The sequence below is a fragment of the Gordonia sp. YY1 genome (assembly GCF_009872315.1).
GTDB classification, from domain to species: Bacteria; Actinomycetota; Actinomycetes; order Mycobacteriales; family Mycobacteriaceae; genus Gordonia; species Gordonia amicalis.
On sequence record NZ_WXYI01000019.1, the window covers coordinates 1 to 13,535 of the forward strand.

The window sequence follows — 13,535 nt, forward strand, 5'->3', positions numbered from 1 at the left end:
GGTGGCGGGCGGGTTTCGACGCGACGCCTCGCTTCGCTCGGTGTCGGCTCAACCGGCATTGGGGTTGCTCGGTGTGTAAGTTTCGACGCGACGCCTCGCTCCGCTCGGTGTCGGCTCAACCGGCATGGGTGACGCGACGCCTCGCTACGCTCGCTGTCGGCTCAACCGGCATGCGTGACGCGACGCCTCGCTCCGCTCGGTGTCGGCTCAACCGGCATGGGGTTGCTTGTTGTGGAAGTTTCGTGCCGCGGCTCGTCGCGAGCTCCTCGCCTACTCAACGAGCCGGGATCAGAACTCCTCGTCGACGTCCGAGTCCCGAGCGGCACGTTCACCGCGGTCCAGCGTGGCGAGCTCGGCCAGGTCCGCGTCGTCGAGGGCGAAGTCGAAGAGGTCGGCGTTCTCGAGCTGACGGCCGGCGTGCGAGGACTTGGGCACGACGCTGATTCCGTGCTGGACGGCCCACCGCAAGGCGATCTGAGTGGGCGACTTGCCGTACTTGCGGGCGGCACGCAGGACCACCGGATCGCCGAGGACACCTTCCTTGCGGCCGGTCGGATGCCACGCTTGCGCATGAATCCCCTTGTCGGCCATGAATTCCCGGAGTTCGGTCCGGGGTAGCGCCGGCGAGCACTGGATCTGGTTGAGCACCGGCCACCGGCCGGTCGCGTCGAAGAGCGTCTGCAGCTGATGCGGTTTGAAGTTCGAGACGCCGGGCGTGCGGACGTAACCCTCGTCGGCGAGCGTGAGCAGCGCTTTCCACGAGTCGACCATGCGTCCGAGACTCGGGCACGGCCAGTGGATGAGATACACGTCGAGGTAGCCGACGCCGAGTCGGCGCGCGCTCTCCTTGGCGGCGGTGATCGCCTCGTCGAATCCGTGGTCGCCACCGCTGAGCTTGGTCTGGACGATCACCTCGTCACGCCGGACACCCGAACCGTGCACTCCCATCCCGACACTGAGTTCGTTGCTGTACCGAGGAGCGGTGTCGAGAAGCCGGTAGCCCGCCTTGATCGCCGTGCTGACCGCACCGACGCACGGCCGGCCGAGCATGTTGTAGGTCCCGAGTCCCACCATGGGGATCGAGGAACCGTTGCTGAGCTCGACCGAGGGGATGTCCACCTGACCAGGATAGGTCGGACACACCCCTCGAACGCCTCGCCGAGACCAAGTGGCAACCCTGAGTGGCACGAATCAGCGCTCCCGAACGGCACGAATCCTCGCCGACCCGCACTGTGCGCCACGCGCGACTCCCCTTACTGTTCTGAACATGTCTGCCCTCACGTCCAGATCCCCTGTGTCACGCACCATGCGAACACTCGTCTCCGTCCTCGCCGGTCTCGGCATGGTCCTGCTGGGATCGACCGCCCCGGCGCATGCGGATGACGAGGTCTCCGTGGGCACGCCGAACTGGTCGGGTCTGGATGCCACCGAGTACGCCGGTCCCATCCCGGCCAAGGCGGGCACCCTCATCACGCAGGTCCCCCTGGCCGAGTCACTCAACCTGCCGGCGGCCGGCAAGGCCTACCGAATCCAGTACTCGTCGCTGAACCAGCACGGCAAGATGGCAACGGGCACCGGCGCGGTGTTCCTGCCCAAGGGCAAGGCTCCCGCCGGCGGTTGGCCGATCATCTCCTGGGCGCACGGCACCGTCGGCATGAACGACGACTGCACTCCGTCGGCCTTCCCGCGCAGCGAGCGGGACCAGAAGTACCTCGGCCACTGGTTGAACCAGGGATATGCGGTGGTCGCCGCCGACTATGTCGGGCTGGGTACTCCGGGTCTGATGGCCTACCTGAACGGCGTGACCGCGGCGCACGCGATCGTCGACATCGTCGTCGCGTCGCATCAGATGGATCTGCCGCTGGCCAAGCGCTGGGCCATCATCGGACAGTCGCAGGGTGCGGCCGCCGCGCTGAACGGCGCTCGTTACGCCACCGAGTTCAGCCGTGGATCGGGTCTGGATTACCGCGGCGTCGTCGCCACCGGCATCCCGGCCAACCTCGAATACCTGTACCAGAACTTGGGACCGGTCGTTCCGCCGGTCAACCTGCCCGGTGGCCTGAACGCCTACACCGCGTACATCCTGGCCGGTTTCGACGACACCCGTCCCGACATGAACATCACCAAGGTGATGACGCCGAAGGGCATCGCACGCCTGGCCGAGGGCCGCACCACCTGCTACCCGATCCTCAAGAAGGCACTCGCCGGTGACGACGTACGGACCTGGTTCCGCGCACCGCTCCTGTCGATCCCCGGCCTGAGCCCGGCGCTGCACGAGTACATGGCGACGCCGTACAAGGGCTACGACCGTCCGATCTTCCTCGGACAGGGCCTGCGTGACGTCGACGTTCCGGCACCGTCGGCGCTGTCGCTGTACGCGCAGATGAAGGCCAACAACCAGCCGGTCGAGCTGTTCGTCTACCCCGAGGACGACCACTCCAGTGCGGTCCTGGCCTCGATGAAGGACTCGACGCCGTTCGTGGCCCGCATCCTGAGCTGACTCGAAATTCTCCCGCTGCGGTGTCCGTCGATCTGAGACCCTTTAACCGATGGGCACTGGATCGATGGGCACCGCAGTTGCTTCTTATGACGACGTCATCATCGGCGCGGGACACAACGGCCTGACCGCCGCCGCGTACCTGGCGCGCGCCGGACGCCGGGTCCTCGTCCTGGAGCGCTCCGACCACGTCGGCGGGGCGACCGTATCGGCGATGCCGTTCCCCGGCCTGGCGGCACGGCTGTCGCGGTTCTCCTATCTGGTCTCGCTGATGCCACGCGAGATCATCGTCGACCTCGACCTCGACATCTCCCTGATCCGCCGCCGCTACTCCTCGTACACACCGTTGCCCTCCGACCCGACGCGCGGCATCCTCATCGACACACAGGACGACGAGGCGACCGCGGAATCCTTCCGCCGCGTATTGCGCGCCGACCGCGTCGGAGCCGACGCCGTAGGATTCTCCAACGCCGGTTTCGTGGCGTGGCAGTCCTTCTACCGCCGTGTCGGGACCATCGCGCAGCGCGTCTTCCCGACCCTGACCGAGCCGCTGCGCACCGCCGCCGACATGCACGAACTCGCCGTCGGCACCGACACCTCCGACGCCGAACTGTGGGAGGCGCTCACCACCCTGCCGCTCGGCAGCCTGCTCGGCCAGTACTTCGACGACGACCTGCTGCGCGGCATCGCCGCCACCGACGGCCTGATCGGCACCTTCGCCGACCTCGACGACCCGTCGCTGCGGCAGAACATCTGCTTCCTCTACCACGTGATCGGTGGCGGGACGGGCGACTGGGACGTTCCGGTCGGCGGCATGGGCGCGGTGTCGGGTGCGCTCTACCAGGCCGCCGCGTCGGCGGGTGCCGAGATCTGCACCGGCATCACTGTGACCGGTGTCGATCCCGCGGACGGCACGGTCGAACTCACCGACCCGGCCCACGGCCCGCGCACCGTGCGCGGCTCGACGCTCCACGCGGCGTGCGCTCCGCGGGTCCTCAACACGCTGCTCGACGAGCCGGTCGTCTGTGAGGCGCAGCCCCGGGGCTCGCAGCTGAAGATCAACCTCCTCCTCGACCGTCTCCCCCGGCTGCGCGACGAATCGGTGTCACCGGAGGCGGCGTTCGCCGGCACCTTTCACATCAACGAGACCGCGAGCCAGCTCCACGAGGCCTGGCGACAGGCCGCGCGCGGCGAGGTCCCGGAACTGCCGCCGTGTGAGATCTACTGCCACACCCTCTCCGACCGGTCCATCCTCGGACCCGAACTCGACGGCAAACACACGCTCACGCTGTTCGGCCTGCACATGCCACCCGACGTGTTCGACGAGCCGGGCGCCGTCGAGCACGCGGTGGGCGCGACCTTCGCCTCGCTCAACGCACTCCTCGCCGAACCGATCCAGAACGTCATCGCCCACGACCTCGACGGCCGCCCGTGCATCGAGACCAAGACTCCCCAGGACCTCGAGGAGATGCTCGGGCTGCCCGGCGGCAACATCTTCCATCAGTCGTTGCGGTGGCCGTGGGCGGAGACGGCGTCGGAGGTCGGCACCTGGGGCGTCGAGACCCGGCACCCGCGGCTGCTGCTGTGCGGCGCCGGCGCACGACGAGGCGGCGGGGTGAGCGGTATCCCGGGCCGTAACGCGGCGGCGGCGGTGCTGGGGGTCGACACTCCCGCGCGCCTCACTTACTGAGTTAACCCTGATGTGTTTTCAAGGTTTGCCAGTCCAAGCCAGCGGCAGCGTTCCGTTCTCTAACTCGATGACCCGTTGCTCGAAGACGAACCACCGCTGTTCGACTGAGTTGGCCGTGTTGTCTGCTGGCTGGCTGATGCTGGTGGGGGCTTGAGGTCGGTCCGTTGGACACGGGGCCCCGCATACCCACCTTTCCGCTCAAAGTTGTCGTTCGCTTTATTCCTAGGCGCCATGCTCGTCCTCGATTCGTATGCTCTAAGACTACGCGTCGTAGAAGTCTAGATACTTGATCTCGTCCCACCGGATCAGTAGGCCTTTTTCCAAGCTCTTCGGAAGCTGGTCTGGGCCTAGTATAAAAGTTCCATCGGATGCGAGTTCGACTTGCTCCGAGAGGAATAGGTCGGAGTCTTCGCGGTAGCCGGCGGCATACGAGTTACCCCACATCGCACCAATACGCGTGCCGTCGTGGAGATGCAAGACTATCCAGCCTCGACGCTCTCGGTTGCTGAACAAATAGTCCCATGCGCGCGGTGCCGGAGCTGCATCGGTGTAGAGGTTGACGATCCACACAGCAACTTTCTTCAAAAATGACGGATCGCTGGTTTCCCTAAACCTATGGCCCATCGCGGTGAATCGCCCCAGCGCGAATGGAACCAGCAGGTACGCCGCCAACAGCACCCAAAGCCAACCGCTCACCGGCTCTCCCCGGATAAGTAACCCAGACACCACATAGTGCGAGTACAGCCAGTACGTCAAGGGAGAGATCAAAACTTGGAAGGCGACGGAAAAACTGAGCATCCGGAAGAGTTGGTCCGTGCCCCGCAGACCCCACCGACCCGACCGCTGCTCACGCGCAAGTTCGTAGAGTGCGCCGGGTAGCAGGGCAAGCAGGGCCACGGCTAAAGCCTGGAAGGTCGATGGCATAGACGTAATCTACGGCGCGAGCCACTGCCTCTGTGTCGACAACTGAGGTGCGACTCGACTATTGACCGGTGCGAATCGACAAGTCACGTAGTGCTTAGCTCTGCCGAGACGAGAGCTGTCAGCACCGAGGTCCGTAAATCACCGTGGCGTGAAGTAGGTGGCGGGCCAATCAGCTTCGCAATGTTCTTTACCGAGATTGGTCGCGCCCCGCGCCAACCGACACTCAGGGCGCCTCCGGACTGATCCTCCACCTCCCGCGCGGCAGTCCTCTGTCCAGTCGACGGCGTCCCGATCTGTCGGTAGTGGGTGCTAGACATGGTCGTAACACCTACAGAAGGACGAGCTTTATGGCCAACAAGGTTGTGTTCATAGCATTCGCCAAAGAGGACGAGCGGACCCGCGACCTCTTCGTCGGACAGCGAAAGTTGGGCAATACTCCCTACGACTGGACCGACATGAGTGTGAAGAACCCCTACGACACGGAGTGGAAGCAACGGGTCCGGACGCGCATCCGCCGCTCAGACGGGGTCATCGCTCTCATCAGTAGCAGCACCCCTAGAGCCACCGGTCAACTGTGGGAAATCACTTGCGCTCGCGAGGAGAGTAAGCCGTTGCTCGGCATATGGATCGAGGACAGTTACCGCATCAAGCCAGCTGAAATGGGATCTGCCCCCTGTAAAGCATGGACTTGGCAGAACGTCGCGGACTTCATCGACGGGCTCTAATGCCTAGACGCGCACTTGTGGTGGGTATCGACAACTATCGGTACTACAACGAACTCGGAGGATGCGTCAATGATGCAGTTGCGCTTCAACCTCTGCTGTCGCGCAACGAGGACGACTCCCTCAACTTCGAGGTCAGAATGCTGTCAGCCCCCGTTGAGTCCGGCCACGTCAGCCGCGACCAGCTGCTAGAGGCATTGGACCGTCTGTTCGCACCCGGAGTCCATATGTCGCTCCTGTACTTCGCGGGTCATGGCGCACGCATAGGTGACGGTACCGACGTTACGCTCGTGACTTCCGACGGCACCGAACAAACACCAGGCGTCAGATTCTCTGAGGTGTTGGAGAAAATCAACGCCTGCGAACAGGAGGTGGCGGTCATCCTCGACTGCTGCTTTGCCGGGGGCGCAGGTGGCGTCCCGGCTGCATTGGCGTCTGGTTCGATACTTCGGCCAGGAGTCTCCATGCTGACTGCAAGCCGCGCTGACCAGACAGCGGCCGAAACCCCCGCTGGCCGAGGACAGTTCTCTGCCTACCTAGAGGGAGCGTTAGAAGGTGGGGCCGCGGACACCCTTGGCCACGTTACATTGGCCGGTCTGTACTCATATTTGTCCGAGGCGTTCGGGACCTGGGATCAGCGACCCGTGTTCAAGGCGAACGTCGACAGCCTCCAGGATATCCGCCGATGTGACCCGGCCGTACCGCTGGCGACGCTTCGCCAGCTACCCAAGTGGTTCCCGACACCGGACCACATTTTTCCCCTCGATCCCTCGTTCGAGCCTGACAAGCGGGAATCCGGACTCGATCCACACCCCGAGCACGAGAGCACTTTCAAGCAGCTTCAGAAATGCGCGTCTGCCAAACTAGTGGAACCTGTAGGGGCAGAGCATATGTACTTTGCCGCGATGCAGAGTGAAGGCTGCCGTCTCACACCGCTAGGAAAGCATTACCGTCACGTGGCCTCCGAGGACCGGTTGTGACCACCTACGGAATCACTGGCCATCAACAGGCACCACAACCGGTCTGGGACCTGTTGAGGGCGCGACTACCAGAAATTCTCGGATGCCCGCCATTCGTCGGCGTCTCTAGCCTGGCTGCTGGGGCGGACCAGAAATTTGCCGAGAGCGTCCTAAGCCTCAGCGGGACTCTTCACGTCGTTCTGCCAAGTCATGCCTATGAGTCGTCATTCGAGCGAGCGAGCGATCGGCACCAGTTCAGAGAATTACTGTCTCGAGCCTCGTCCATCGAGACATTGGACTTTAACCAGCCATCTCAGGATGCGTACCTCTCCGCGGGACAACGCGTAGTCGACTTGTGTGACAGTCTCGTAGCAGTTTGGGACGGACTTCCCGCACAGGGAAGAGGCGGGACTGCAGACATCGTCGCCTACGCACGGTCTACGGGTAAGCCGGTCAACGTCGTCTGGCCATCCGGCGTTCAGCGGTAGGGGTCGACGCCAAACCGTCCGCCAGCGAACAACCCCAGTGCTAGAAAGGCCATTCCGCATTCTTTCCGGATGACCGGGAGGATTAGGTCCACGGCACGCAGACCCATCATTGTGACCTGTACCCATGGCGAGGCTTGACACGCCGGTGCGTGTGACCCATCTGGCGCCATGGTGCTGAGCGAATGTATCGCAAGTCGATGTCGTTTATTTGATACGTCAAGTCATTGAGCGCCAACCCGGCGGTAGTCGGGCACCAGCTGCCCCGAGGTGCGACGACTCTCGCACGTCGTCTCTCATCGTCGCCCCACGGCGGCCGAGTACTCTCTTCAGCGATGTCTACTGAAGAGTTGCTGCCGATCACGACCCGCAAGCTGGTGGGCTGGTCTCGCACCACCCCGATCGAGGGCCACGTCCTGTCCACGCCGTACCCCGAGGTCATCGCCGAGGCGGTGGCCCGCGTCGCCGACGACAACGCGGACAAGCCGGACTACCTCAAGCGCGGTGTCATCGCCCGTGGGCTCGGCCGTTCCTACAACGAGTCGGGCCAGAACAGCGGCGGTCTCACGATCGACATGACCCCGCTGACCAGGATCTATGCCATCGACGCGGAAACCGCGACGGTCGACCTGGACGCCGGCGTGTCCCTGGACACCCTCATGCAGGCCGCACTTCCGTACGGCCTCTGGGTGCCGGTGCTCCCGGGCACCCGCCAGGTCACCGTGGGCGGTGCGATCGCGCACGACATCCACGGCAAGAACCACCACAGCCAGGGCAGCTTCGGCAACCACGTCGTCGAGATGCAGCTGCTCGTGGCCGACGGTCGCATCCTGACGCTCACCCCGGACGGCTCCGGCGACGACCCGACGGGCGAACTGTTCTGGGCGACGGTCGGCGGCATCGGCCTGACCGGCATCGTGCTGCGCGCGAAGATCCAGATGAAGCGCACCGAGAGTGCCTACTTCATCGCCGACACCGCGCGCACCGGATCGCTGCAGGAGACGCTCGACCTGCACCTTCAGGACGGTTTCGAAGACGGCTACGAGTACGCGTCGGGCTGGTTCGACACCATCAGCGCACCGCCGAAGCTCGGGCGTGGCACCTTCTCGCGCGGCAACCTCGCGCGCGTCGACGAACTCCCGGAGAAGTACCGCGACAACCCGTTGTCGTTCAACAACAAGCCGCTCGTCCGGTTCCCGGACGTCTTCCCGCGCGGGCTGGCCAACAAGCTCAGCTTCTCCGCGGTCGGTGAGGCGTATTACCGGATCGGCCCGCCCAGCGAGGGCAAGGTCAAGAATCTGGCGCAGTTCTACCACATGCTCGACGTGTTCGGTGACTGGAACAACGCCTACGGCCGCGGCGGTGGTTTCTGCCAGTACCAGTTCATCGTGCCCACGGGCAACGAGGCCGAGTTCACCAACCTCATCGAGCACATCCAGGCATCGGGCCACGTCAGCTTCCTCAATGTGATCAAGCTGTTCGGCGACGGCAACAAGGCCCCGCTCAGCTTCCCGTTCAAGGGCTGGAACGTCTGCCTGGACTTCCCGGTGAAGGCCGGACTCGCCGAGTTCCTCAACGACCTGGACCGTCGTGTGATGGCGATGGGCGGACGCCTCTACACCGCGAAGGACTCGCGGACGTCGGCGGCGAACTTCCACGCGATGTACCCGCGCATCGGCGAGTGGATCGCCACGCGTCGTCGTATCGACCCCAACCGGGTGTTCATGTCCGACATGGGCCGCCGCCTCGAACTCGCCTGACCCTCAACCGGCTCCGACCCTCCACACCACCGCTGCCGCACACCGGCCGCAGACCGAAAGCGAGAAGACCGAAGATGATGAACGCCGTCGGCGTCCCACAGTCCATCCTGGTCCTGGGCGGGAGCTCGGAGATCGGGCTCGCCATCACCGCCGAGTACCTGAGCAAGGGTCCGGCGCGGGTCATCCTCGCCACCCTGCCGGGTGATCCCACCGCCGCGGCCGCGGTGGAGAAGGCCAAGAACGCCGGCGCCACCGAGGTCACCGTGATCGACTTCGACGCCCGCGCCACCGACACCCACCGCGACGTCATCGAGAAGGCCTTCGCCGACGGCGACGTCGACGTCGCGATCGTCGCGTTCGGTATCCAGGGCGACGACGAGCAGGCCTGGCAGGATCACGGACTCGCGGTCGCCGAGGCCGAGATCAACTACACCGCAGCGGTTTCCGTCGGCGTTCTGCTCGGCGAGAAGATGCGCGCCCAGGGCCACGGCCAGATCATCGCGATGAGCTCCGTCGCCGGTGAGCGCGTCCGTCGCAGCAACTTCGTCTACGGCTCCACCAAGGCCGGCCTCGACGGCTTCTACCTCGGACTCGGTGAGGCGTTGCGCCCCTTCGGCCCTCGTGTCCTCGTGATCCGTCCGGGACAGGTCCGCACTCGACTGTCGGCGCATGTGAAGGAAGCACCGCTGACCGTCGAGAAGGAGGATGTGGGACGCCTCGCGGTGGCGGCGGCCACCAAGGGCAAGGAAATCGTCTGGGTCCCGGGACCTTTCCGCTACATCATGATGGTCCTGCGCCACATCCCGCGCCCGATCTTTCGCAAGCTGCCCATCTGAGTACTGCCCGCGCCGACTGATTGCGACGTGATGACGCCCTCTGTGACCGCTGAAAAACCTGGCGACCCTTCGAGGCTCGCTCCGCTCGCACCTCAGGGAGCAGGGGAACGCTACGGCCACGCGGCGCTGCTTCTGCTGACGGCGGTGGTGGTCGGTGCGGTGGTGTCGCTCGTCGGTCTCGAGGCGATCGACACCGTCAACTGGCCGGCCTTCAACTCGTCGAACGTGACCCGGTCGCTCACGACCGCCGGTCAGGTCCTCGCGATCGCGGTGCTGGTGGTCGTCGCGCTGCTGTACCGCTACGGCAAGGGCCGGGTATTGATCCCGGTCCTGTCGGCGGCGGCCATGTCGGCGTTCGTGACGGTCACCATCGGAATGCCCTTGGGGGCAACGCGTCTCTACCTGTTCGGCCTGTCGGTCGACCAGGAGTTCCGCACCGAGTACCTGACGCGGATGACGTCGAGTCCTCGGCTTGCGGACATGACCTACCCGGATCTGCCGCCGTACTACCCGGCCGGCTGGTTCTGGTGGGGCGGTCGGTTCGCGAATCTACTCGGCCAGCCCGGGTGGGAGGCCTACAAGCCCTGGGCCATCGTCTCGATGGCGGTGGCGGCCGCACTCGGCGTCGTCCTGTTCAACCGGATGTTCGGCGCGGATCGTGGTGTGGCACTGGGACTCGCGGTGACAACCATGGCGCTGCTGTACGCCTCGCCGGAACCGTACGCCGCGATCCTCGTGATCGTCGGTGTGCCGATGATGATCGTCCTCACCTACGCACTGCGGGGCCGCACGCGTGCGGCCGACGGACCGGCCGGGCCGTTGCGGGGCGCGACGAGTTGGCCCGCGGTGGTCGCCGCGGGTGTGTTCCTCGGGGTGTCGGCTGCGACCTACACCCTCTACACCGGGTTGTTCGCGCTGACCGCGGTTGTGCTGGCCTGCTACTTCCTCGTACAGGGCTGGCTGGCGGCGACCAACAAGTCGACGCCGGCCGCGACGGTCAAGGCACACCGGCGCGAGATCGTGGTCGCCGTCATCGGTCGTCTTGTGTCGGTCGGGGTGATCGCCGGGCTCATCGCGCTACTGGTGTGGGCGCCGTATCTGCTGAAGCGCCTGTCCAGCGCCCCGGCCAGCGGCGGGACCGCCGAGCACTACCTTCCCGAGCGCGGTTCGGTGTTCCCGCTGCCGATGTTCGGTGTCAATCTCGTCGGCGCGATCACGCTGATCGGCCTCCTGTGGATCCTGCTGCGCTTCCGAACCCGCACCGTCGCGGTGGCGATGGGCGCAACCGTCGTCACGGTGTACCTCTTCTGCCTGTTGTCGATGCTGTTGACCGCGATGGGCACCACGCTGCTGTCCTTCCGGCTCGAACCGATCCTGGTGTGCGCGCTGGCCGCTGCGGGCGTCTTCGGTGTCGTCGACATCGCCCACTGGGCCGTGCGCAGGTTCGGTGACGTACGCGTGGTCGTGGGTGCGGTGGCCGTACTCGCCGCGATCGCAGCGGCGCAGAGCATTCCGGGCCATCTCGGCACGGAGATCACCACCGCGTACACCGACACCGACGGATACGGAGAACGTGCGGATGCACGTCCGGCCGGCGCCGAATCGTATTTCGCCGAGATCGACAAGCGCATCGCCGCGCAGACCGGCCGACCACAGACCGAGAACGTCGTCCTCACCGCCGATTACGGATTCCTCTCGATCTACCCGTACTGGGGCTTCCAGGGACTGACCTCGCACTACGCGAATCCGCTGGCCGAGTTCGACAAGCGCGCCGCGGCCATCGCGCGGTGGGCGAAGTCGGAGGACGCCGATCAGCTGGTCCGGCACCTCGACGAGTCGCCGTGGAAGGCCCCCGACGTCTTCCTTTTCCGGTACAGCGCCGACGGATACACGCTGCGTCTCGCCGAGGACGTCTACCCGAACGATCCGAACGTGAAGCGCTACACCGTCACCTTCGACCCCACGGTCTTCGACGACCCGAGGTTCGAGGTCACCGAGATCGGTCCGTTCGTCCTCGTCGTCCGGAGGTGACCGATGCGTCGACCCTTGCGCACCCGGCCGATGGAGATCACGCGGATCGACGGCGACTCGTCGACAACGCATTTCGTCCACACCGACGTCGTGAACTGGGTACTGCTGGAACAGGACGGTGAGCTCACCCTCATCGACGGCGGTTACCCCGGGCAGGCCGGTCAGGTCGTCGAGTCGATCGAACGGATCGGGCGGCGTCCGGAGGACATCCGCGGCGCACTGCTGACACATGCGCACGTCGACCACCTCGGCGGGCTGGCGAAGTTGCAGTCGCGGTACGGCTTCGACGTGTTCATGGATCCCGTCGAGGTCGATCACGCACTGCGCCATCACCTCCAGCAGGCCACGCCGCTGGACCTCGCACCGCTCGCAGTCCGTCCAGGCCTGTGGACGTGGCTGGCGAAGACCCTGCCCCTCGGGGTGTTGAGCCGGTCGGGATTGTCGGCGGCAGCACCGTTCCCGGAGCCGCTCGATCTGCCGGGTTCGCCGGTGCCGGTGGCGAGTCCCGGACACACCGACGGCCACAGCGCCTACCTGGTCGACGACGGGCGGGCGCTGGTCTCCGGCGACGCACTGGTCAGCGGTCATGAGGTGTCGGCGATCGCCGGCCCACAGTGCATTCCGTCGCCGTTCCAGCACGACGAGCCCACCGCTCGTCGCAGTGTCGAGCGGTTCACCGGTCTCGAGGCCGACCTGCTACTCGCCGGTCACGGCCCGCTGTATCGCGGCAGGGTCGCCGACGCGGCCCTCCGAGCGCTCGCGCTCTGAATAGCCGCCGGCGCTCGCGCTCTGAGCTATTCCCCGAAACCCACGAACCGTGCGGCTTCCTCGACCGACTTGCGCTCGGAGACCACTGCGTTGGCGGGGAAGGTCTCATCCGGCCAGCCCAGCGCGATGCTTTTCATGATGACCTGATCGTCCGGGATTCCGGCGTGCTCTCGCACGACGGGCGACTGCATGATGCCCTGACTGTTGATCACTGCACCCAGACCGCGGGACCAGGCGGCATTGACCAACGCGGTGGAAACCGCTCCGCAATCGAAGGGCGTGTCGTCGCTGCCGTCCAGGATCCGGTCGTAGGTCACGATCACGCAGACCGGCGCATCGAACTGACGGAATCCTCGCAGGACCCAGTCCTGCCGCATCTCCGTGTCGTCGCGGGTGATGCCCATCGCGGCGAACAGTTGCTTCGCCACGCCGACCTGACGATCGCGATGTACGCCGGTGAACCGTTCCGCCCCGGTCCGGAACTCGCGAGAGTGCGGCACACCAGCCAGGTTGCGTTCGGTGTTTCCCGCACGGATGCGATCCAGCGGTTCGCCCGTGATCACATGGAAGTTCCAGGGCTGGGTGTTCATCGAGGACGGGGCCCGCATGGCCAGCGCGAGAACTTCCTCGATCAGTTCTCGGGGCACGGGATCCGGTGTGAAACCGCGAATGCTGCGACGTCCCAGAATCACTTCGTCGAACTTCATCGTCAACCTCTCGTCGAGCCCCGGCCCCATCCGACGGGCGGCCGTCTCCACCCTACTGAGCCATGGCCTCGCGACTGTTAGCCCTGCCACGTTCTCCCGGGGTGACCGTGTCGCCTGCCGAAACAAAGGGTAGCTTTACCTCACAAAGTGGCGGGC

At 65.4% G+C, this 13,535-nt stretch carries 11 protein-coding genes; 8 read left to right on the forward strand and 3 right to left on the reverse strand.

Annotated elements, in window-relative coordinates; all coding sequences use genetic code 11:
* Positions 1-288: 288 nt before the first annotated feature.
* Complete coding sequence (locus BPODLACK_RS19685) at positions 289-1,119, reverse strand: aldo/keto reductase (RefSeq protein ID WP_159406035.1); 831 nt, start codon at positions 1,117-1,119, stop codon at positions 289-291.
* Between the two features lie 148 nt (positions 1,120-1,267).
* On the opposite strand from BPODLACK_RS19685, the gene BPODLACK_RS19690 reads away from it, so the two are divergent.
* The gene (locus BPODLACK_RS19690) at positions 1,268-2,500 is read left to right on the forward strand and encodes an alpha/beta hydrolase family protein (RefSeq protein WP_236577727.1); all 1,233 of its coding nucleotides are present in this window, start codon (positions 1,268-1,270) and stop codon (positions 2,498-2,500) included.
* 64 nt (positions 2,501-2,564) lie between these two features.
* Entirely contained in the window at positions 2,565-4,187 is a 1,623-nt protein-coding gene (locus BPODLACK_RS19695; protein WP_159406048.1) for a phytoene desaturase family protein, read from the forward strand.
* Positions 4,188-4,448: 261 nt separating this feature from the next.
* Here BPODLACK_RS19695 and BPODLACK_RS19700 read toward each other — a convergent pair whose 3' ends face one another.
* The gene (locus tag BPODLACK_RS19700; protein ID WP_159406036.1) at positions 4,449-5,111 is read right to left on the reverse strand and encodes a DUF6338 family protein; all 663 of its coding nucleotides are present in this window, start codon (positions 5,109-5,111) and stop codon (positions 4,449-4,451) included.
* 347 nt (positions 5,112-5,458) lie between these two features.
* Here BPODLACK_RS19700 and BPODLACK_RS19705 point away from each other — a divergent pair, with 347 nt between their 5' ends.
* The 6 genes from BPODLACK_RS19705 (at position 5,459) to BPODLACK_RS19735 (ending at position 12,672) form a co-directional block, all read left to right on the forward strand.
* Positions 5,459-5,836 (forward strand): TIR domain-containing protein, encoded by a 378-nt coding sequence (locus BPODLACK_RS19705; protein WP_159406037.1) that lies wholly within the window; start codon positions 5,459-5,461, stop codon positions 5,834-5,836.
* 17 nt (positions 5,837-5,853) lie between these two features.
* Positions 5,854-6,813, forward strand: coding sequence for a caspase family protein (locus BPODLACK_RS19710; protein WP_201450632.1), 960 nt, complete (start codon positions 5,854-5,856; stop codon positions 6,811-6,813).
* 799 nt (positions 6,814-7,612) lie between these two features.
* Positions 7,613-9,037 carry an FAD-binding oxidoreductase gene (locus BPODLACK_RS19720; protein WP_096272773.1) on the forward strand — a complete coding sequence of 475 codons (1,425 nt, stop codon included), beginning with the start codon at positions 7,613-7,615 and terminating at the stop codon, positions 9,035-9,037.
* A gap of 74 nt (positions 9,038-9,111) precedes the next feature.
* A complete protein-coding gene (locus BPODLACK_RS19725; protein ID WP_006438303.1) occupies positions 9,112-9,873 on the forward strand; it encodes a decaprenylphospho-beta-D-erythro-pentofuranosid-2-ulose 2-reductase in 762 nt (253 codons plus the stop codon).
* Between the two features lie 30 nt (positions 9,874-9,903).
* A complete protein-coding gene (locus BPODLACK_RS19730; RefSeq protein ID WP_236577728.1) occupies positions 9,904-11,904 on the forward strand; it encodes a galactan 5-O-arabinofuranosyltransferase in 2,001 nt (666 codons plus the stop codon).
* Between the two features lie 3 nt (positions 11,905-11,907).
* Complete coding sequence (locus BPODLACK_RS19735; RefSeq protein WP_159406039.1) at positions 11,908-12,672, forward strand: MBL fold metallo-hydrolase; 765 nt, start codon at positions 11,908-11,910, stop codon at positions 12,670-12,672.
* Between the two features lie 26 nt (positions 12,673-12,698).
* On the opposite strand, the gene BPODLACK_RS19740 is transcribed toward BPODLACK_RS19735, so the two are convergent.
* A complete protein-coding gene (locus BPODLACK_RS19740; protein WP_159406040.1) occupies positions 12,699-13,379 on the reverse strand; it encodes a nitroreductase in 681 nt (226 codons plus the stop codon).
* Positions 13,380-13,535 lie beyond the last annotated feature (156 nt).